At 69.8% G+C, this 18,419-nt stretch carries 18 protein-coding genes; 5 read left to right on the forward strand and 13 right to left on the reverse strand.

Annotated elements, in window-relative coordinates:
* Positions 1–113 precede the first annotated feature (113 nt).
* Positions 114–965 (forward strand): type II secretion system F family protein, encoded by an 852-nt coding sequence (locus F620_RS0104245; RefSeq protein ID WP_026331306.1) that lies wholly within the window; start codon positions 114–116, stop codon positions 963–965.
* A 19-nt stretch (positions 966–984) separates the two neighbouring features.
* Here F620_RS0104245 and F620_RS0104250 read toward each other — a convergent pair whose 3' ends face one another.
* Positions 985–1,539: a glycine cleavage system protein R gene (locus F620_RS0104250; protein WP_018870979.1), complete on the reverse strand. Its 555-nt coding sequence runs from the start codon at positions 1,537–1,539 to the stop codon at positions 985–987.
* A gap of 134 nt (positions 1,540–1,673) precedes the next feature.
* Between F620_RS0104250 and F620_RS0104255 the strand changes: the two genes are divergently transcribed.
* Both F620_RS0104255 and F620_RS0104260 read left to right on the forward strand, forming a co-directional pair.
* Complete coding sequence (locus tag F620_RS0104255; protein WP_019569582.1) at positions 1,674–4,310, forward strand: PEP/pyruvate-binding domain-containing protein; 2,637 nt, start codon at positions 1,674–1,676, stop codon at positions 4,308–4,310.
* Between the two features lie 58 nt (positions 4,311–4,368).
* A complete protein-coding gene (locus F620_RS0104260; protein ID WP_019021748.1) occupies positions 4,369–4,830 on the forward strand; it encodes a UPF0158 family protein in 462 nt (153 codons plus the stop codon).
* 102 nt (positions 4,831–4,932) lie between these two features.
* Here F620_RS0104260 and F620_RS0104265 read toward each other — a convergent pair whose 3' ends face one another.
* The 3 genes from F620_RS0104265 to F620_RS0104275 all read right to left on the reverse strand — a co-directional run bounded on the left by F620_RS0104265 (position 4,933) and on the right by F620_RS0104275 (position 7,692).
* Complete coding sequence (locus F620_RS0104265) at positions 4,933–5,703, reverse strand: SDR family oxidoreductase (RefSeq protein ID WP_019569583.1); 771 nt, start codon at positions 5,701–5,703, stop codon at positions 4,933–4,935.
* A 60-nt stretch (positions 5,704–5,763) separates the two neighbouring features.
* Positions 5,764–6,777, reverse strand: a complete 1,014-nt coding sequence (gene rhuM, locus F620_RS0104270; RefSeq protein ID WP_019569584.1) for a RhuM family protein — start codon at positions 6,775–6,777, stop codon at positions 5,764–5,766.
* A 93-nt stretch (positions 6,778–6,870) separates the two neighbouring features.
* A complete protein-coding gene (locus F620_RS0104275) occupies positions 6,871–7,692 on the reverse strand; it encodes a TatD family hydrolase (RefSeq protein WP_019569585.1) in 822 nt (273 codons plus the stop codon).
* Between the two features lie 158 nt (positions 7,693–7,850).
* On the opposite strand from F620_RS0104275, the gene pepN reads away from it, so the two are divergent.
* Positions 7,851–10,490: an aminopeptidase N gene (gene pepN, locus F620_RS0104280; RefSeq protein ID WP_019569586.1), complete on the forward strand. Its 2,640-nt coding sequence runs from the start codon at positions 7,851–7,853 to the stop codon at positions 10,488–10,490.
* 128 nt (positions 10,491–10,618) lie between these two features.
* Here the strand turns inward: pepN and F620_RS0104285 are convergent, their stop codons facing one another.
* The 5 genes from F620_RS0104285 to thiD all read right to left on the reverse strand — a co-directional run bounded on the left by F620_RS0104285 (position 10,619) and on the right by thiD (position 14,881).
* Complete coding sequence (locus F620_RS0104285; RefSeq protein WP_019569587.1) at positions 10,619–11,443, reverse strand: sulfite exporter TauE/SafE family protein; 825 nt, start codon at positions 11,441–11,443, stop codon at positions 10,619–10,621.
* 22 nt (positions 11,444–11,465) lie between these two features.
* Entirely contained in the window at positions 11,466–12,005 is a 540-nt protein-coding gene (locus F620_RS0104290; protein ID WP_019569588.1) for a hypothetical protein, read from the reverse strand.
* A gap of 27 nt (positions 12,006–12,032) precedes the next feature.
* Positions 12,033–13,316, reverse strand: coding sequence for a glutamate-1-semialdehyde 2,1-aminomutase (gene hemL, locus F620_RS0104295; protein WP_019569589.1), 1,284 nt, complete (start codon positions 13,314–13,316; stop codon positions 12,033–12,035).
* A 112-nt stretch (positions 13,317–13,428) separates the two neighbouring features.
* Complete coding sequence (gene thiE / locus F620_RS0104300) at positions 13,429–14,097, reverse strand: thiamine phosphate synthase (RefSeq protein WP_026331308.1); 669 nt, start codon at positions 14,095–14,097, stop codon at positions 13,429–13,431.
* Positions 14,090–14,881 carry a bifunctional hydroxymethylpyrimidine kinase/phosphomethylpyrimidine kinase gene (thiD, locus tag F620_RS0104305; RefSeq protein ID WP_019569591.1) on the reverse strand — a complete coding sequence of 264 codons (792 nt, stop codon included), beginning with the start codon at positions 14,879–14,881 and terminating at the stop codon, positions 14,090–14,092. Before thiD ends, thiE begins: the two co-directional genes overlap by 8 nt.
* 88 nt (positions 14,882–14,969) lie before the next feature.
* On the opposite strand from thiD, the gene F620_RS0104310 reads away from it, so the two are divergent.
* A complete protein-coding gene (locus tag F620_RS0104310; protein ID WP_019569592.1) occupies positions 14,970–15,422 on the forward strand; it encodes a hypothetical protein in 453 nt (150 codons plus the stop codon).
* A 27-nt stretch (positions 15,423–15,449) separates the two neighbouring features.
* Here the strand turns inward: F620_RS0104310 and F620_RS0104315 are convergent, their stop codons facing one another.
* From F620_RS0104315 to F620_RS0104330, 4 genes are all read right to left on the reverse strand, one after another.
* Positions 15,450–16,142, reverse strand: coding sequence for an HAD family phosphatase (locus tag F620_RS0104315; RefSeq protein ID WP_019569593.1), 693 nt, complete (start codon positions 16,140–16,142; stop codon positions 15,450–15,452).
* A 36-nt stretch (positions 16,143–16,178) separates the two neighbouring features.
* A complete protein-coding gene (locus F620_RS0104320) occupies positions 16,179–16,430 on the reverse strand; it encodes an antitoxin (protein WP_019569594.1) in 252 nt (83 codons plus the stop codon).
* Positions 16,431–16,511: 81 nt separating this feature from the next.
* Positions 16,512–17,744 carry a TIGR02679 family protein gene (locus F620_RS0104325; RefSeq protein ID WP_019569595.1) on the reverse strand — a complete coding sequence of 411 codons (1,233 nt, stop codon included), beginning with the start codon at positions 17,742–17,744 and terminating at the stop codon, positions 16,512–16,514.
* A gap of 97 nt (positions 17,745–17,841) precedes the next feature.
* Positions 17,842–18,396, reverse strand: coding sequence for a Uma2 family endonuclease (locus F620_RS0104330; RefSeq protein WP_019569596.1), 555 nt, complete (start codon positions 18,394–18,396; stop codon positions 17,842–17,844).
* Positions 18,397–18,419: the final 23 nt, after the last annotated feature.

Raw genomic sequence — 18,419 nt, forward strand, 5'->3', positions numbered from 1 at the left:
TGGAGGGTTATACTGAGCGGCTTGTTTCTGCTGCCGGGAGCCTTTGATGATACCTGTGATACGTGACACGTGGTCGGGGGTCGACCGGCTGGTTGTGGCCTCTTGCCGCTGAAATGAAACGCGTGCAGCACCTCGACGAGCTGGCAACCCTGCTGGAAGCGGGAGTTGACTGGCAGCGGGCCAGCGGGGTGGTGGGCCTGCCCGCCGGCCGCGCCGACCCGGTGCGCGCGCTGGAGACGGCCGGCTGGATCCGTCCCGAAGAGCGGCCGCTGCTGAAGGCCCTGAAGGTTGCCGGGCGGCTGGACCGGGCCCTGCGACTGCTGGCCGACCGGCTGCATCGCGAGGAGAACACCGAACGACGGATCCGTGCCGGATTGCTGCTGCCGGCGCTGCTCTGGGTGGTGGCGCTGGTGCTCGCGCCCCTGCCGGCGCTGTTCCGGGGCGTGCTGGATGGCCCCGGTTACCTGTTCGCCGTGCTTCAGCCGCTGGTGGTGACCGGGTTGCTGGTCTGGGCCGCGTTTCGTTTCTGGCGTCCGCTGCTGCAGGTGTGGCAGCGCTGGTGGCTGCGGCCCGGGCACCTGCCCGGGGCCGGCCGGCGGCAGGCGCTGTTGCAGGATCTGGGTCTGGTTCTGGGGGCCGGTGTGCCGGCGGATCAGGCCCTGCAGGGCCTGGCCGCGGCGGAAACCGGCGAGCTCCGGCGGCGACTGAACACGGCGGCGACGGCCTGTGCGGAGGGGCTGCCGTTGGTGGAGGCGCTGCGACGCGAGGCCCTGCTGGACCCCGACCGCGAACCCGGGCTGCTGTCCTCCGGCGAGGCGGCCGGCCGTCTGCCCTCGGTGCTGCAGTACCGCGCCCGCGAGCTGGAAGGGCATCTCGCCCTGCGTCGCGAGATCCTGGCCGAATGGCTGCCACGCGGGGTGTACCTGCTGGTGCTGGTCTACATCGGCTACTGGCTGGTGGTCTGAGTCACCCGGGATGGACCGTTCAGGGGGTTTCCGCCGTTTCGGCCTCCGGATCGCGGAGTTCGAGATCGACCATCAGCTCGTTGGCCAGGGCTTCCAGATCGTCCTGCAGGGAGTGCAGGTCCACGCCTTCGGGCACCCCGAGGCGGGCGCGGGCACGGAACATCGGCTCGCCGGTCATCGAGGCCGGCTCGACGGCCGTGTCCAGGTTCTCCACGCCCACGCCGTGACGCGACAGCACGGCGGTGATGTCCTGCACGATACCGGGCCGGTCGTGCCCCATCAGGTCCAGCAGCACCTTGTGCCGCGCGGGGACGGGCTCCGGCACCGGCAGGTCGTCGCCCCGCTGGATGTGGATCTGCAGACCCTCGCCTTCCAGCTCCCGCAGCGCGGTCTCCAGGGCGTCGACGCCTGCGGTGTCGGCCTCCAGCATCACCACCCCTGCGAACTGCCCGGCCAGCTGCGCCATGCGGCTCTCCAGCCAGTTACCGCCGGCCTCGTGCGCACGGGCCGCCACCTTGCTGACCAGCCCCGGGCGATCCGGACCGATCAGTGTGAGAATTACCGAAGTCTTCATGGTCGATCTCCTGTCTTCTGGCGCCGCAGCGGATCCTCCATCGTACGGCAAGTCCGGGCTGGCGGGTATCGTGGTGCCGGGGCAGGGCGAACGTGTACATTGAGCCGGATTTTCCCGGGCCGCACGGGCGTACCATGACCACCGATCCGCAGGCGCAGCAGGAAACCGTCTCCACCGGGCTGGATGGCCTGGACCGGGTGCTCGACGGGCTGCGGATCGGCGACAACGTGGTCTGGCGGGTCGACGACATCGAGGACTACCGCCGCTTCGTCGAACCGTTCGTGGCCGCGGCCCGCGCCCAGCGCCGTTCGATCATCTATCTGCGCTTCGGCTCCCACCCGCCGCTGGTGGAGGCCGGTCCGGGGATCGAGGTGGTGGCCATCGACGCCCTGCGCGGCTTCGAGCCGTTCACCCGCCACGTCTTCCGCCTGGTCACCGAGTACGGGCGCGGCGCGTTCTATCTGTGCGACTGCCTGTCCGACCTGCTGGATGCCTGGGCCACCGATCACATGGTGGGCAACTTCTTCCGCGCCATCTGCCCGTACCTGTACGAGATGGACACGGTGGCCTGGTTCGCGCTGCATCCGCACAGTCATTCGCACACCACGCTGTCGCGCATCCGCGAGACCACGCAGGTGATGATCGACGTGCGCCGCGCCGGCGCGGCGGTGCACGTGCAGCCGGTGAAGGTATGGCAGCGCAGCTCGCCGACCATGTTCCTGCCACACCGCCAGCGCGGCACGCAGTTCGAGCCGGTGGTGGACAGCAGCGAGGCCACGCGGCTGCAGGCCCTGCTGGAGGAACAGCGTCCCGGGCAGCAGCACGGGCGGCAGCTGCTGGACTACTGGGATCGCCTGTTCCTCGCCGCCTCCGACGCGCTGGCGGAGGGGACGCCGGCGGTCGACCGCGCCCGGGTACAGGACGAGATCCTGCGGGTGCTGATCGGCCGCGACGAGCGCATGCTGGAACTGGCGCGGCGCCACCTCGGTCTGGAGGAGCTGCTGGCGATCCGCAGCCGCATGGTCGGCAGCGGCTACATCGGCGGCAAGGCCGCGGGCATGTTGCTGGCGCGGCGCATCCTGCTGGCGCAGGACCCGCAGCGCTGGGGGCGGGTGCTGGAGCCCCACGACTCGCACTTCATCGGCGCGGACGTGTACTACGCCTATCTGGTGCACAACGGCTGGTGGCCGCGGCTGATGCGCCAGCGCACCGCGGAGGGCTATTTCGACGAGGCGCACGGCCTGCGCGAGGACATGCTGCACGGCGAGATCCCGCCGGAGGTGCGCCGCGAGCTGGAGCGGGTGCTCGACCACTACGGGCAGTACCCGATCCTGGTGCGCTCCAGCAGCCTGCTGGAAGACGGCTTCGGCAACGCCTTTGCCGGCAAGTACGAGAGCGTGTTCTGCGTGAACCAGGGCAGTCCGGGCGAGCGTCTGGCGCAGCTGGAGGACGCCATCCGCCGGGTCTATGCCTCGACCATGAGCGACGACGCGCTGAGCTATCGCCACCAGCGCGGCCTGATGGATCAGGAAGAACCCATGGCGCTGCTGCTGCAGCGGGTCAACGGCCGCTACCACGGGCGCTATTACCTGCCGGAGGCCGCCGGGGTCGGGGTCTCGTGGAACACCTTCGTCTGGGACGGCGCGCTGGATCCGTCCGCCGGGATGCTGCGCCTGGTGCTGGGGCTGGGTACCCGCGCGGTCGACCGGGTCGCGCGCGATCATGCCTGCGTGGTGGCGCTGGACCGGCCCGAGCGGCGGCCGTTTCACAGCCGGGACGAGTTGTACCGCTACTCGCAGCACGCCGCCGATGTGCTCGACATCGAGGCCAACCGCGAGGCTGCCGTCCCCGTCCAGCAACTGGCCGGGACCGCACCGGACCTGCCGCTGAACCTGCTCGGCGAGATCGACCGCGAGGCCGGCCGCCGCGCCCGCGAGCAGGGGCGCGACGAGCGCCTGTGGCGGGTGACCTTCACCCCGCTGCTGCAGCGCACCGGCTTCGCCCCGCTGATGCGCGACCTGCTCAAGACCCTGGAGGCCGCCTATGCCCACCCGGTGGACGTCGAGTTCACCGTGCATCTCGACGCCGACGGCAACGCCGGCGTGAACCTGGTGCAGTGCCGGCCGCTCGCCACCCTGGGCAGCGACCGCCCGGTGGAACTGCCCGGGCAGGTCGACCCGCAACGACTGCTGTTCGCCAGCCAGGGCCGCTTCATGGGCGGCAATCTGGACCTCGCCATCGATCGCGTCATCCGCGTGGACGGCGCACGCTACGCCGTGTTGCCCCGCCCGCAGAAATACGCCGTGGCCCGCCTGGTCGGTGCCCTCAACCGCCAGTACGCCCGTCCCGAAGACTGTGCCACGCTCCTGGTCGGCCCCGGCCGCTGGGGCACCGGCACCCCCGAACTGGGCGTGCCCGTGCGCTTCGCCGACATCGACCGCGTGCGCATGCTGGTGGAGGTAGCCGACTCCGACGCCGGCATCGTCCCCGACCTCTCGTTCGGCAGCCACTTCTTCCAGGACCTGGTGGAGGCGCGGATCGCCTACGCCGCGCTGTTCCCCGCCGAACCGGGCTGCGAGTACCACCCCGCCTGGCTCGACGGGTGCCCCGCGCACACGCCCGAGGTCGATCCAGAAGTCGCCCTCGGCGAGCCCGTGGACCCCGCCGTACGCGCCACCGTGCAGGTCCACGACACCCGCGACGCCGCCCTGCGGGTGGTCGCCGATGTGGTGCAGCAGCGCCTGCTCGCCTGTCAGCCCGGCAACCGCTAAAATCCGCTGCGGCCCGTCGCGTGAAGACGATGTGGACTGCTGTGCAGAGGAGGTCGCGATGCCGCTCCCGGTGGTGTTGAAGGATGTCCTGGAACAGATGGATCCGCTAACGGATGGCTGGCAGACCTATGTCCAGCGGGCGACCGGTGAGGTGGTGGGCTTCAGCGATGAAGACGAGATCCTGGCCGAGGAAGATCCGGAGGAGCTTCCGGAGTGGCAGCAGGAGGTGCTGCAGACGGTACGGGCCGTACATGCTTCGGATGACTATGTGCGGCTTCCCGACCAGTTCGACTTTGACGAGTACGGGGTGATGGATCAGTTCTGCCGTCTGCAGGAAGATCCGGACCTGCGCTCCGAACTGCTGGAGGCCATCCGGGGTCGCGGTGCGTTCCGCCGGTTCAAGGACCTGATCCATGACAGGGGGATCGACCAGGACTGGTATGCCTGTCGCGACCAGGCGCTGAAGGCGTTTCTCGCCGATTTTTTCGAGGCGGAGGGTATCCCTTTCGTCGACGAGTAGGCGCAGGCCTCGCACTGTCCGGGAAAGGGTTTGCGGAAGGGTCTCCCGTTCCGCGGCGGAGCCGGTGCGTGATGTGTGGCGGCCAGTGGCGATCCAGGGGCGTTAGTCGTGGTAGAGCATGCGCCGGGTCATGCCGCCGTCGGCGGTCCAGATCTGGCCGGTGACGAAGCCGGAATCCGGGCCGAGCAGGAAGGCGGTGAGGGCGGCGATGTCGCCGGGCTGGCCGACGCGGCCGGCCGGATGCTGGGTGTGGTCCTGTGCGGACAGCGGCTCGGCCTGTTGCTGGCCGAGGCCGCGGGTGTCGATCCAGCCGGGGCGGATGGCGTTGACGCGGACCTCCGGGCCGGCGCTGACGGCCAGCGCGTGGGTGAAGGCGTCCAGTCCGCCCTTGCTGGCGGCGTAGGCCTCGGTGTCCGGCTCGGACTGCAGCGCGCGGGTGGAGCTGATGTTGACGATGGCGCCCCGGCGGCGGCGCAGCAGGGGCAGGGCGTGCTTGGCGAGCAGGAAAGCGCCGGTCAGGCTGGTATCCAGCCAGCGCTGCCAGTCGGCCAGCTCCAGCTCTTCCAGTGGTCCGGAGTGCGGGTCGCTGATGCCGGCGTTGTTCACCAGGGCATCCAGGGCGCCGTGCCATTCCTCCGTGCGCCGGATGGCCTCGCGGACCTGTTCCTCGTCGCGGACATCCAGCGCGATGGCGCGGGCGGCGGGGCCCAGGCGCGTGGCGGCCCGTTCGCATTCGGGGCCGTCGATATCGGCCAGCACCACCTGCCAGCCATCCCGCACCAGGCGCTCGGAGATACCGAGCCCGATCCCGCGCGCCGCGCCGGTGACCAGCGCGACCCGAGAGTGACTTTGATGGGGTGTGTGCTCAGCCATGGAAAGTCACCGGTCAGCCTTGCTGCCCACGGATAGTGGTGCTACGCGTGGCGACGTAAGTCATGCGGGGTCGGTCTCGTGCGCGAGCATGTTCATGATCAGGCGGATCATCGTTTCCTTGTTGTCGGGGTCGGATTCCGCCACCAGCAGGGTCAGGGCGGCCAGGCCAACATCGTTGATCACGGGCTCGCCGGCTGGGCTGATGAGGCGGTGATTGCGATGCAGGAAGTCGACGAACAGGTAGGCAGCGCTGCGTTTGTTGCCGTCGGAGAACGGGTGGTTCTTGATCACGAAATACAGCAGGTGCGCCGCCCTGGACTCGACCGTGGGATAGGCCGGTTCGCCGAATACGGACTGGTCCAGGTTCCCCAGGAGCGCCTCGAAGGCGTCGCCGCGCTCCTGGGCGAAGAGTTCGGTTGCCTGTTTCTTTGCGACCAGGTCGTTCTTGAGTGTGGCGAGGGCGCCGCGCGCCTCTTCGGGTGTTGGCAATGTGCCTCCACTCTCGGCCCTGGGCTCGGTCAGCAGGCCTTCGTCGTAGCGCTGCAGCAGCAGGAAAGTCTGGGCGTAGCGGGTGACGATGTCGACCAGCCCACGACCGGCTTCGACGCCCAGTTCCGGGCTGCGGGCGGTACGGCGCACTAGCTCCAGTGCCGCTTCGAGTTCGCGGGCGTTGGTTTCGAATCGCTGGCGGTTGAGGGTCCAGCCGCGCGTCAGGTGTTCGCGCAGTACGCGAGTGGCCCATTGGCGGAAGCGCACAGCACGGCGGGAGTTGACCCGGTAGCCGACCGAGATGATGGCGTCGAGGTTGTAGTGCTTGATGCGTCGTGAGACCTGGCGAGCGCCTTCCTGTCGAAGTACCGAGGAATCCTCGGTAGTTGACGGTTCATCGAGTTCGTCGTCTTTGTAGATGTTCTTCAGATGCAGACCGACGTTGTCGGTTGAGGTGTCGAAGAGCTCGGCCATCTGCCGCTGCGTCAACCAAACGGTATCGCGTCCGGTGTCCAGTCGGACTTCCACGATGTGGTCGGCATCATCTTCGTAGATGACGATCGGGGTTTCGTCTTCCCGGGTCATGTCGGCTCCTCTTCCCTGAGGGGGTGCTGTTTTATAACTTTTTCCTGGCTGTGTTTCCTGTCACCAGCTGGCCGGGTGGATGCTCTCACCGTGTTACTCGCCTGATGCCGGCGGGAGGTTGTAGAAGGCGCGGGCGGTGGCGGTGGTGTGGGCGGCGAGGTCTTCCGGGGTCTCGTCGCGCAGCTGGGCCACGAATTCGCCGATGTGGGGGAGGAAGGCGGGCTCGTTGCGCCGGCCGTTGCCGATCTTCTTGCCGGTGCCCTTGGGCAGGGTGCGCGGCAGGAGGTAGGGGGCGTCGGTCTCGATCATCAGGCGACCGCGCGGGATGGTCGGCACCAGCGGGTGCAGGTGCTTGCCGCGGCGCTCGTCGCAGACCCAGCCGGTGATCCCGATGTGGCAGTCGAGGTCGAGGTATTCGGCCAGGGCGTCGGCCTCGCCGGTGAAGCAGTGCACCACGGCGGCCGGCAGCTTGTCGCGCCAGCGGCGCAGGATCTGCGCGAAGTCGTGGTGGGCGTCGCGCTCGTGAAGGAATACCGGCAGGCCGAGATCGGCGGCCAGTTCCAGCTGGGCCTCGAAGGCGATGCGCTGCTGCGGGCGCGGCGAGTGGTCGCGGTTGTAGTCCAGCCCCATCTCGCCCATGGCGACGACGTTGGCGTCCGCGCGGGCGAGGTCACTGAACCGCGCGGCGATCGCGTCGGTCCACTGTCTGGCCAGGTGCGGGTGCACGCCCAGGGTTGCGCGGCAGCAGTCCGGGTACTGGTCGGCGATCGCCAGGCACTTCTCGCTTTGGTGGGCGTCGGCGCCGGTAATCAGCATCCAGGACACGCCGGCCTCGCGCGCGCGCTCGAGCACCTCGTCGCGTTCCTTGTTGAAGGATTCGTGGGTAAGGTTGAAGCAGATATCGATCCATTCCATGCGCGGTATGCTAACGGATTGGACGCACAGTGCCAGTTCCCCGGCTCCGTCATTGCGGAAACCCGGCCGTTACAATGACGGCGCTGGCGTCCGGGTTTGGAGTGGATGCAGCGGCGGCGTGTTAAACCACTGGCAATGTTTCTGATCTGGAGTCTGGAATGCGTGATGCGAACCCCCAGCCGGTCTATCTGAGCGAGTATCAGCCGCCGGCGTTCGAGGTGGAGAACCTGGAGCTGGATTTCGATCTGGCGGCGGCGACCACCGAGGTGACGACGCGCATGGCGGTGCGCCGCAACCCGCAGGCGGCGGAGCCGGGGGCGCCGCTGCGGTTGTACGGCGACGGCGTGGAGCTGGGTTCGCTGACGGTGGATGGCGCCGAGCCGGGCGAGGGCATGCTGGAGGAGGACGCCGAGGGCCTGCTGTTGCACGGCCTGCCGGAGGCGGCGCGGCTGGAGATCGTCAGCCGCTGCCACCCGGAGCAGAACACCGCGCTGGAAGGCCTGTACGCTTCGAGCGGCAACCTGTGCACCCAGTGCGAGCCGGAGGGCTTTCGCCGCATCACGTTCTTCCCCGATCGCCCGGATGTGCTGACCACTTACCGCGTGCGCCTGGAGGCGGACCGGTCGCAGTACCCGGTGCTGCTGGCCAACGGCAACCGCGTGGAGGCCGGCGAGCTGGACGGCGGGCGCCACTACGCGGTGTGGGAGGACCCGTTCCCCAAGCCGTCGTACCTGTTTGCGCTGGTCGCCGGGGATCTGGCCTGTCAGCGCGACACCTTCACCACCATGTCCGGGCGCGAGGTGGCGCTGGAGCTGTATGTGGAGGCGCACAACGCCGATCGCTGCGATCACGCACTGGCCTCGCTGAAGAGGGCGATGCGCTATGACGAGGAGGCCTTCGGCCGCGAATACGATCTGGACGTGTACATGATCGTCGCGGTGGACGACTTCAACATGGGGGCGATGGAGAACAAGGGGCTGAACCTTTTCAACGCCAAGTTCGTGCTGGCCAGTCCCGACACCGCTACCGACGACGACTTCGTCGCCATCGAGTCGGTGATCGCCCACGAGTATTTCCACAACTGGTCGGGCAACCGCGTGACCTGCCGCGACTGGTTCCAGCTGTCGCTCAAGGAAGGGCTCACCGTCTTCCGCGACCAGGAATTCACCACCGACTGCACGCTGTTCGGGGTCAAGCGCATCGACGATGTCTCGCTGCTGCGTGCCCATCAGTTCCCCGAGGACGCCGGTCCGCTGGCGCACCCGGTGCGCCCGGATCACTACGCCGAGATCAACAACTTCTACACCCTGACGGTGTACGAGAAGGGCGCGGAGCTGATCCGCATGCTGCGCACCCTGATCGGGGGCGAGACGTTCCGCCGCGGGCTGGATGTCTACTTCGAGCGCTTCGACGGTCAGGCGGTCACCACCGACGACTTCGTGGCCGTGATGGCCGAGGTCAGCGGGCGCGACCTCACCGCATTCAAGCGCTGGTACACCCAGGCCGGCACCCCGCACGTGACCGCCGCCACCGCGCAGGATGGTTCCACCGGCGAGTTCCGCATCAGCCTGGGGCAGTACACCCCGCCGACGCCGGGTCAGGAACACAAGGAGCCGGTGGTCATCCCGGTGCGGGTGGCGATGCTGGATGGAGACGGGCGGCGCATCCGCGGGCGCCTGGAGGGCGGCCCGGAACAGGATGAATGGGTGCTGGAGCTCGACCGCTCCGATCGGAGTTTCCATTTCGACGAACTCTCGGCGACCCCGCAGGCCGTGTCCTGGCTGCGCGGCTTTTCCGCGCCGGTGATCCTGGAGGCCAACCAGAGCGCGACGACCCTCGCCCACCTGCTGGCCCATGACGACGATGCCTTCAGCCGCTGGGAGGCGGCGCAGACCCTGATGCGGCGCGCGATCCGGGCGCGCATCGAGGATGACGCCGCCGACCCGGTGCTGGAGGCGGAGATCCAGCACGCCCTGGCGGCCCTGCTGGAGGATCCGGCGATCGAGCCCGTGCTGCTGGCCACGATCCTCCAGCTGCCGCCGCCGCGCGAGCTGGCGGAGCTGTTCGACTGCGTGGACCCGGTGCGTCTGCGCGACGAGCGTGATGCCCTGGAGGCGCGGCTGTACGCCCCGCTGGCGGACCGGCTGCGTGATCGCCAGCCGAAGCTGGACGACATCGACAACGGCGCGTTCACCGCCGATGCCATGGGGCAGCGGCGCCTGCGCAACCGCCTGCTGACACTGCGGGTGGCGGCCGGTGACGAATCCGCGGTGCCCGAGGTGCTGGAGCAGTACCGCAAGGCCCGCAGCCAGACCATGCGCATGGGGGCGTTGAACGCCATCAACGACCTGAACCACGAGGCCCGGGGCCTGCTGCTGGCCGACTTCGAGCGGCGCTACCACGACGACCCGCTGGTGCTGGACAAGTATTTCGGCCTGCAGGCGGCCAGCCAGGTGCCGGGCGGCTTCGATCGCCTGGAGTACCTGCTGCAGCATCCCGGGTTCCGCTGGTCCAACCCCAACCGCGTGCGTGCGGTGCTGGGCCCGTTCATGGCCCGCAACGAACGCCATTTCCACCAGGCCGACGGTGAGGGCTATCACCGCATTGCCGGCTTCGTGGAGAAGCTGGACAGGATGAACCCGCAGACAGCCGCGCGTCTGGTGCAGCCGCTGACCCGCTGGCGCAAGGTGGATCCGGCGCGCGGCGAGCAGATGCGCGCGGAACTCGAGCGCCTCGCGGCCCTCGAAATCTCGCGCGACCTGCGCGACGTGATCGAGCGCGCGCTGGCCGACGCCTGAATCGGTCAGAGGGCTGGCCTCCTGCAGTCCGGGGTGCCCCACCCCTTGTGGGAGCGCAGCCCCCTGCGCGATGCGGCGCGGGAGCGCCGCCCCCTGCGGTTGCGGATCCCCGCACTGCCGGGCCGGATTCAGCGCAGAAGCATCAGCAGGCCGGCGAGGATCAGGACCCCGGCGAAGCCGCGGCGCAGCACCGCGACCGGCAGATGGTGCGCCAGCCAGACCCCGGCGCGCACGCTGATGGCGGTACCCGCGACCACCCCGGCGATGGCCGGCAGGTAGAGATACCCCAGGCTCCATTCCGGGGTGGCCGGGTCGCCGGCGGTCCATTGCGGCAGGGCAAACACCAGGGTTGCGCCGATGGAGATGGGCACTCCGAGGGCCGCGGCCGAACCGATGGCGCGGCGCAGTTCCAGCCCCTGGCTGACCAGGAAGGGGGTGGTCAGGGTGCCGCCGCCGATCCCGATCAGCGCGGACACCGCACCAATGATGCCGCCCCCGCCCAGCCACACGCCGCGGCGCGGGACCGGGGCGCGTGGAGGCTGGAGGTTGAGCAGCATCCAGATGCCGATCGCGACCTCGAAGGCGCCGAAGATCCGCCCGAGGTGGTCGCTGTCGAGCTGGGTGGCCAGGCCGGCACCCAGCAGGGCCCCGCCGATGATCCCCGGCAGCAGCCGGCGCACGGCCTCGCCGTCCACCCCGCCACGGCGGTGGTGGGCTCGCGCCGACAGCACCGCGGTGGGGATGATGGCGCCCAGTGACGATCCCACGGCCAGCTGTACCAGCCCCGTCTCGGGAAAGCCCAAAACGGTGAAGACCGCGACGAACACTGGCACCAGTACCAGTCCGCCACCGATCCCGAACATCCCGGCGGGGATGCCGGTGATCAGGCCGAGGAGAACGAACAGCACGGCCAGCCCGGCGGGCGTGGCCGCGAGTGGTTCGATCAGGGGCATGCCCGCGCGCCGTCAGCGGGCGTCACGAACCGGGTTCCTCGTCGCGGCGTCCGGAGGTGGCAACCACGATGCCCCGGACGACACCGGCGAGGAACATCACCACGCCGGGGATCCCGAACAGGGCGGCGCGTCGGGCATGTTCGAGGAAGCGCGCCTCGCGGAGGGTGAAGGCCCGCGCGTCTTCCATCCCTTCGGCGAGGATCGTGTACGTCCCCCGTTCCGGGAAGTGGAATTGTCCCAGGGAGACCCGTTCGGTCTGTCCGGAGGTGTACGTCAGGGTGGCCCGCGAAGGCTGCAGCCGGGCGGCTTCGTCCCCGTCGGGCGTCCGGGCGACGACCCGGGTTCCGTCCGGAAGTTGCTCGGGGAACTCGCGGAAGGTCCCGTCGAGGTAGGTCCGGGTGTACAGCCACAGGCGATAGTCACCGGCGCGCGGGATCTCCACCTCGGTGCTGCCCGGACCCTCGAAGTCTTTGGCCAGGCCCTGAAAGGCCCCGCTCAGCGCGACCCAGGCCAGCGCCAGAAGGGCCAGCCCGGCCACGCTCAGGGCGACAGGTCCGCGCATCGGTGCCGACCCGCCGGGGCGTGACGCTCAGGCGTCCAGCGCCTTGAAGCACTTGCGTGCGGCCTCGACGGTGGCCTCGATGTCCGCGTCGGAGTGCGCGCTGGACATGAAGCCGGCCTCGAAGGCCGAGGGCGCGAGATAGATCCCCTCTTCCAGCATCGCGTGGAAGAAGCGTCCGAAGGCCGCGGTGTCGCTGGCGGTGGTACCGGCGAAATCGGTGACCTTCTCCTCGCTGAAGAACAGCCCGAACATGCCCGGGACCTGATTGGTGGTCAGGGCCACGCCGGCCTCGCGCGCGGCCTCCTCGAAGCCCGCGACGACCTTGCGCGTGCGTTCCTCCAGGTCCTCGTGGAAACCCGGGCGGCTGAGGATGTCCAGGGTGCGGATCCCGGCGGTCATCGCGATCGGGTTCCCGGACAGGGTACCGGCCTGATAGATCGGCCCCAGCGGGGACAGCTGCTCCATGATCTCGCGGCGGCCGCCGAAGGCGCCCACCGGCATGCCGCCGCCGATGATCTTGCCCAGGGTGGTCAGGTCCGGGGTGACGCCCAGATAGCCCTGGGCGCAGTTCGCGGACACGCGGAAACCGGTCATCACCTCGTCGAAGATCAGCACCGTGCCGTATTCGTCGCAGACCTCGCGCAGGGTCTCGAGGAAGCCCGGCACCGGCGGGATGCAGTTCATGTTTCCGGCGATCGGTTCGACGATGATGCAGGCGACCTCCTCGCCCTTCTCGCGGAAGAACTCGCGCACGCCCTCGGGGTCGTTGTAGCTGAGCGTGCTGGTCAGCGCCGCCAGTTCGGCCGGCACGCCGGGCGAGCTCGGCTGGCCGAGGGTCAGGGCGCCGGAGCCGGCCTTCACCAGCAGGGAATCGCCGTGGCCGTGGTAGTTGCCCTCGAACTTCACGATGCGGTCGCGGCCGGTATAGCCGCGCGCCAGGCGGATCGCGCTCATGGTCGCCTCGGAGCCCGAGTTGGTCATGCGCACCATGTCCATGGACGGGACCAGCTCGCACATCTTCTCGGCCATCTCGCTTTCCAGCCGCGTCGGGCAGCCGAAGGACAGGCCGTCGTTGCAGGCCTCGCGCACGGCCTCGATCACCTCGGGGTGGGCGTGCCCGGCGACCATCGGGCCCCAGGAGCCGATGTAGTCGATATAGCGCTTGCCGTCGGCATCCCACATGTAGGCGCCGTTGGCGCGGTCCATGAAGATGGGGGTCCCGCCGACGCCCTTGAAGGCGCGCACGGGGGAGTTCACGCCGCCGGGGATCCGGTTTTTGGCGGCTTCAAAGAGGCGAAGCGTTTCCTGCATGGCGGTGTCCTGTCTGCAATGGGAGTTGGGAGCGGGGTCGGGGCCGCGACCGCGACCCCGACCGTGCAACCCCGCAACCATAGCGACGGGGCGGCGGCGGTGCAAAGAGGCGCTAGGTCGTGCGGAACAGTGCGGCGATGCGGCGGGCGGCGGCCTCGGGGTCGGGGGCGGCGCTGATGCCCTGAATCACCGCGACCATGTCGGCGCCGGCGGCCACCACCTGCGTGGCGTTGTCCGCGGTGATGCCGCCGATCGCGCAGATCGCCACGGTGAGTTCGCGCCGGGCCTGGCGGATCAGTTCCGGGGTGGCCCGTACTGCCTCCGGCTTGGTCGGTGACGGGAACATCGAGCCGAAGGCGACGTAATCGGCTCCGGCCGCCTGCGCCACCCGGGCGCGCGCCAGCTCGTTGTAGCAGGACACGCCGATCACCGCCGCATCGCCCAGTCGGGCGCGGGCGCCGGCCGGGTCGGGGTCGTCGCGCCCCAGGTGCACCCCGTCGGCGCCGATGCGCGCGGCGAGCTCGACGTCGTCGTTGACGATGAAATACGCCCCGTGGTCATGGCAGAGCCGGGCGAGCGCCCGTGCCACGGTTTCCTGTGCTTCCCCTTCCAGATGCTTGTCGCGCAGCTGTACGCAGCAGGCCCCGCCGGCCAGTGCGGCGGCGGCCGCGCCGGTGTGGGCCGGCAGCGGATTGGCCCCGGGCGGCGGGGCGGGCGTGACGAAATACAGCCCGCGCAGCGGCGCGCGCTCGATTACGGACTCGGTCACGGGTTCAGTCATGGCTGGCCGGGCACAGGCGGTTGGGCACGTGCTGCCCCTGTCCGGGGGCATAGCCGGTCTGTACCGCGTGGTTCATGAAGTTCTGCGCCTCGATCACCGCCGGTTCCAGGTCGCGCCCGCGGGCGAGAAAGGCGGCGATGGCGGCGGCCAGGGTGCAGCCGGAACCGTGGAAACCGGCCGGGTGACGCGGCAGTTCGAACATCCGCTGGTGACCGTCCTCGCGGAACAGCCGGTTGCGGATCGGCTCGTCCTCGCCGCCCTCGTGGCCACCGGTGATCAGCACGTTGCGCGCGCCGCGTTCGCGCAGGGTCGGGCCCTGGCGCTCCGGGGTGTCGTGCCCGGCCAGGGCGTGCGCCTCCGGACCGTTGGGGGTGATCAGGGTGGCGCGCGGGAGCAGGATCTCGCGGGTCGCGTCGATCACCGCCTCGGTCGCCAGTTCGCCCCCGCCGCCGGCGACCATCACCGGGTCGAGCACCGCCGGGATATGCGGGTGCGCGCCCAGCAGCGCGGCGGTGGCCTCCACGTTCTCCACCGAGCCAAGCATGCCGATCTTGATCGCACCCACGTCCAGGTCCGCCAGCGTGGCCTCGACCTGCGCGCGCAGCCGGGCGGCCGGAAGCACGCTGAAGTCGATCACGTTGCGGGTGTCCTGCACGGTGATGGCGGTGACCGCCGTGGCCCCGTGCACCCCCAGCCGGGTGAAGGTCGTCAGGTCCGCCTGCAGGCCGGCGCCGCCCCCGGGGTCCGAACCGGCAATGGTCAGGGCGATGGGGGGATGAGTCATCTCGCGGTCTCCCGTGCTATGGTTCGCGCGCCCCGCGAGCCGGGGCATGCCTTTTCGGTCGCCATTTCAGCAGGGGAGTGTACGCAGCATGAGCACGGAGTTCGATGTGGAACAGGCGCAGCCGCTGCTGGCGGTGGCGCGCGGAGAGGCGGGGCTGTCCGCCGCGGCGGACAATGCCCTGCAGGCGCTGGAGGCGGAGCTGAACGCGATCGCCGCCGAACTGCAGGTGGAGCACGTCGGGCCCGGGGTGGGCATGGCGGACATGAACGCCGAAGGGGCCTACCGCATCGTGGTGCGCGAACACGAGCACGACGTGACCCGGCGTGAATGGGGCGTGATGGTCTGCGATGCGGCCGACAACTGCGACTACCGGCCGATGTGGCCGATGTCCGGCACCGGGCGGCTGCGGCGCCGTCAGGTGGTCGAGGCCCTGCCCGAGCTGATCGCCGGCTGGCGCGCGGCGATGAACGAGGCCGGCCGGGCCCTGACCCCGGCAGGCCAGCGTCTGGTCGCGCTGGACGGCGTGTTCAATCCGGCCTGACGGTCGCGTCCCGGCGGGCGGCGGGTCTCAGTCCAGGGCGACCGGCTGCGCCCCGGCCCGCAGGGTCAGGCGTTCCCAACCCTGTCCACGGGCGTGCGCCTCCAGGGTCGGGTCCGGGTCCACGGCCACCGGTCGGCCCACCCGTTCCAGCAGCGGGATGTCGTTGCGCGAATCGCTGTAGAAACAGGCCTGCGCCATCACCGCGTGGGGGTCGTCGTGGTGGTCGGCGAGGAAGGCGTGCAGGCGGTCGACCTTGCCATGCTGGAAGCAGGGCGTGCCGGCGACCTCGCCGGTGAAGCGGCCGTCGCGCTCCTCCGCTATGGTGGCCAGCAGATTCGGCACCCCCAGGTGCTGCGCGATCGGAGCGGTGACGAACTGGTTGGTCGCGGTGATGATCACCAGCTCGTCGCCGGCCTCGCGATGGTGCTGCAGCAACGCATGGGCGGCCGGTGCGATCATCGGCTCGATGACCTCCTGCATGAAGGCCTCGCGCCAGGCCTCCAGCCGCTCGCGGGGCTGCTCCGCGAGCGGGGCGAAGGCGAAGCGGCAGAACTCGAAGATGTCCAGCGTGCCGGCCAGGTACTGCTCGTAGAACCGATCGTTCCCCGCGGCAAAGGACTCGCGGTCCACCGCCCCGCGGGCGATCAGGGTCTCGTTCCAGGCGTGATCGCTGTCGCCGGCGAGCAGGGTATTGTCGAGATCGAACAGGGCCAGGGTCATGCGGCATCGTCGCGGGTATGCGTGAAGCCGCGCAGTCTACCCGATCCGGTGAGGTCCACGGTACGGGGGCCGCGGCGGGGGCTCGTCGACGTCCGGAAAGGGTTCGTCCAGCGGTTCGAGCTCCGAGAGAACGGCCAGCAGTCCCTTGCGTTTCAAGGGCGTGAGCACGAGCTGGTCACCTTCCTTTCGCAGGATCGCTTCATCCCCTTCCAGTTCCAGCTCCCGGGGGATGCGAAGCGCCTGGTTGCGCCCGTTGCGAAACAGCCGGACGCGACGTTCGGTTTCCATCGAGGATCCTCCGATAGCAGGCATATGCTTGAACATATGCCTCATTGGGGCGAGCTATCAACGGTTTGAACGTGCGCCGGTTCAGCGACGCAGGTCTTCCAGCAACGCCTCCAGCAGCTGCTCCTCGTGCAGGGCACAGCCCCGGCGTTGCAGCGCCTCCTGCAGGGCGTCGTCCCAGCAGGCGGCCACGGGCCGGGCCGTCAGCGGGCGGTCGGAGAGGGTGGCGTGGGCCTCCAGGGTCGCCGTGTCCATTCGCCATGGCCGGGCGCCGAGGCGCTGGATGACCGCGTTGGCGATGGCGATGCCCGTCCAGTCGAAATCGGCACGGAACCACAGCTTCGCCCCGGCGTCGCGGAGCTGCTCCAGCAGGACCCAGACTGCGGCGCGGGGACGACCCCAGGTGGCGACAAGCGGCGCACAGTCGGTGCCCAGGCGTTCGGCGGCCTCGGAGACCACGGCGGGGTTCTCGCAGACGTGGACGATCCGGCCGTCGACATCCCACTGCGGCGGTTGGCGGAGCAACTGGCGAAGGGTCAGGTAGAGGGGCTCGGCGGCGGCGCTGTGCGCCTCCAGGGCGCGGGCAGTGGCGGTGTCACCGGTGGCCGGCAGGCGGTGGACCAGCACCGTGCTGGTGATGTCCCCACCGATCAGGATGCCGGCGTGGGCCCACAGCGTCCGCTCGTCGGGGTCGTCGTCGCCGACACCGCCCCGCCAGTAGCGGTGCAGGGCGTGACGGACCAGGGCGGCCACCGGCTGCCCGGCGTCCAGCGCGTGGGCGTCACCGAGGCAGCGGGCGGCCAGGGTGCTGCGACTGGCCCCGGGCCACGGGAGGGCCTCCAGCACCACCAGGCTGCGCTCCAGCAGCTCGCGCCCGCGCGCGGGGTCGCGATTGGCAAGACGTTTGACCAGACCTCGATCGACCACCGACTCCAGCCACTGTGCCAGGTCCGCCGCCGCGGCGCGCGGATGCAGAGCCGCGACCACCTCATCCCAGCGCTGCTGGAGCTCGGTCCGTTCCCGCGCGGGATCCCGCAGGGGGCCGTCAAGGACTTCCAGGGCCTCACGCAGGCTCGGCGCCAGTTCGGCCCGCTGCAGGATCCGCTCCATCTCTGCCAGCGACAGGCGCAGACTGTTCCCGGCGCGTGGCGGACGGCCGAGCAGGCGCTCGACGGCCTCGCGTTCCGCTCCACTCGCCCGGGTCAGGGTGATGGTATCGCCACCGCCACGCAGGATCCGCTCGCGCAGGCGCCGGCGCAGCCGTTCCAGCGCGGCGCCGCCGAGCAGGCGATGGAGGCGCTCATGGTTGACGGACAAGCCGGACTCGCTCCTGTGACCATGCGGTGAAGTCGATAAGTCGGGGCCGGGGAGGTCGTCGAGATCCTGGTGATTCCGGGTCAGCACCCGGAGCCCGTCAACCCGCCGGCGCGTGGTTGCCGTCCCACAGCCGGGCGAAGTCGAAGTCGACGCTGCAGTCGGGAAGCTCGAAACGGTGGCGCTCGTCGCGGAAGTCGCCGACCTTGCGGTAGGCGCCGTCCACCAGACGGTAGACCTTGGCCTTGCGGGCGTCGGGATAGACCAGGACGTAGTGGCTGACGCCTTCGTCGCGGTAGAGCCGGAACTTGGCCTCTTCGTCCCGCCGCGCGGTGTGCGGGGAGAGGATCTCGAAGATCCACTCCGGGGCGCGGGTCAGCCGTTCGCCCTCCGGCGGCTGGCAGAGGACCAATACGTCGGGGCGGACCACGGTGTCGCGGGAGAACTCCACATCGATCTCGAACAGCGCCTCGCAGCGCGGGCAGTCGTCCAGCGCCTGGGACAGCTGGGTGGCGATGCGCATGGCCAGCCGTTGGTGCGTGATCCCCGGCGACGGCACCATGGCCAGTGGCACGCCTTCGATCAGCTCCCAGTCGCCTTCCCAGAGGCGGTAGTCGTCCACCGTATAGTGCTCCCGGTAATGCGCTGCTTCCATGGCGTCCACCCTCTGTGCACGGC

Source organism: Thioalkalivibrio sp. ALE11, assembly GCF_000381205.1.
In the GTDB taxonomy this organism is placed as follows: Bacteria; Pseudomonadota; Gammaproteobacteria; order Ectothiorhodospirales; family Ectothiorhodospiraceae; genus Thioalkalivibrio.

What these genes read in the sequence shown, in the direction of transcription:
- pepN (WP_019569586.1), top strand. Translation starts at nt 7,851, where the DNA reads ATGCGTGATGCGAACCCCCAGCCGGTCTATCTGAGCGAGTATCAGCCG.
- F620_RS0104290 (WP_019569588.1), bottom strand. Translation starts at nt 12,005, where the DNA reads ATGCGCGGACCTGTCGCCCTGAGCGTGGCCGGGCTGGCCCTTCTGGCG.
- F620_RS0104250 (WP_018870979.1), bottom strand. Translation starts at nt 1,539, where the DNA reads ATGAAGACTTCGGTAATTCTCACACTGATCGGTCCGGATCGCCCGGGG.
- F620_RS0104255 (WP_019569582.1), top strand. Translation starts at nt 1,674, where the DNA reads ATGACCACCGATCCGCAGGCGCAGCAGGAAACCGTCTCCACCGGGCTG.
- F620_RS0104275 (WP_019569585.1), bottom strand. Translation starts at nt 7,692, where the DNA reads ATGGAATGGATCGATATCTGCTTCAACCTTACCCACGAATCCTTCAAC.
- F620_RS0104315 (WP_019569593.1), bottom strand. Translation starts at nt 16,142, where the DNA reads ATGACCCTGGCCCTGTTCGATCTCGACAATACCCTGCTCGCCGGCGAC.
- F620_RS0104260 (WP_019021748.1), top strand. Translation starts at nt 4,369, where the DNA reads ATGCCGCTCCCGGTGGTGTTGAAGGATGTCCTGGAACAGATGGATCCG.
- thiE (WP_026331308.1), bottom strand. Translation starts at nt 14,097, where the DNA reads ATGACTGAACCCGTGACCGAGTCCGTAATCGAGCGCGCGCCGCTGCGC.
- F620_RS0104285 (WP_019569587.1), bottom strand. Translation starts at nt 11,443, where the DNA reads ATGCCCCTGATCGAACCACTCGCGGCCACGCCCGCCGGGCTGGCCGTG.
- rhuM (WP_019569584.1), bottom strand. Translation starts at nt 6,777, where the DNA reads ATGACCCGGGAAGACGAAACCCCGATCGTCATCTACGAAGATGATGCC.
- F620_RS0104320 (WP_019569594.1), bottom strand. Translation starts at nt 16,430, where the DNA reads ATGGAAACCGAACGTCGCGTCCGGCTGTTTCGCAACGGGCGCAACCAG.
- F620_RS0104310 (WP_019569592.1), top strand. Translation starts at nt 14,970, where the DNA reads ATGAGCACGGAGTTCGATGTGGAACAGGCGCAGCCGCTGCTGGCGGTG.
- F620_RS0104265 (WP_019569583.1), bottom strand. Translation starts at nt 5,703, where the DNA reads ATGGCTGAGCACACACCCCATCAAAGTCACTCTCGGGTCGCGCTGGTC.
- F620_RS0104330 (WP_019569596.1), bottom strand. Translation starts at nt 18,396, where the DNA reads ATGGAAGCAGCGCATTACCGGGAGCACTATACGGTGGACGACTACCGC.
- thiD (WP_019569591.1), bottom strand. Translation starts at nt 14,881, where the DNA reads ATGACTCATCCCCCCATCGCCCTGACCATTGCCGGTTCGGACCCCGGG.
- hemL (WP_019569589.1), bottom strand. Translation starts at nt 13,316, where the DNA reads ATGCAGGAAACGCTTCGCCTCTTTGAAGCCGCCAAAAACCGGATCCCC.
- F620_RS0104245 (WP_026331306.1), top strand. Translation starts at nt 114, where the DNA reads ATGAAACGCGTGCAGCACCTCGACGAGCTGGCAACCCTGCTGGAAGCG.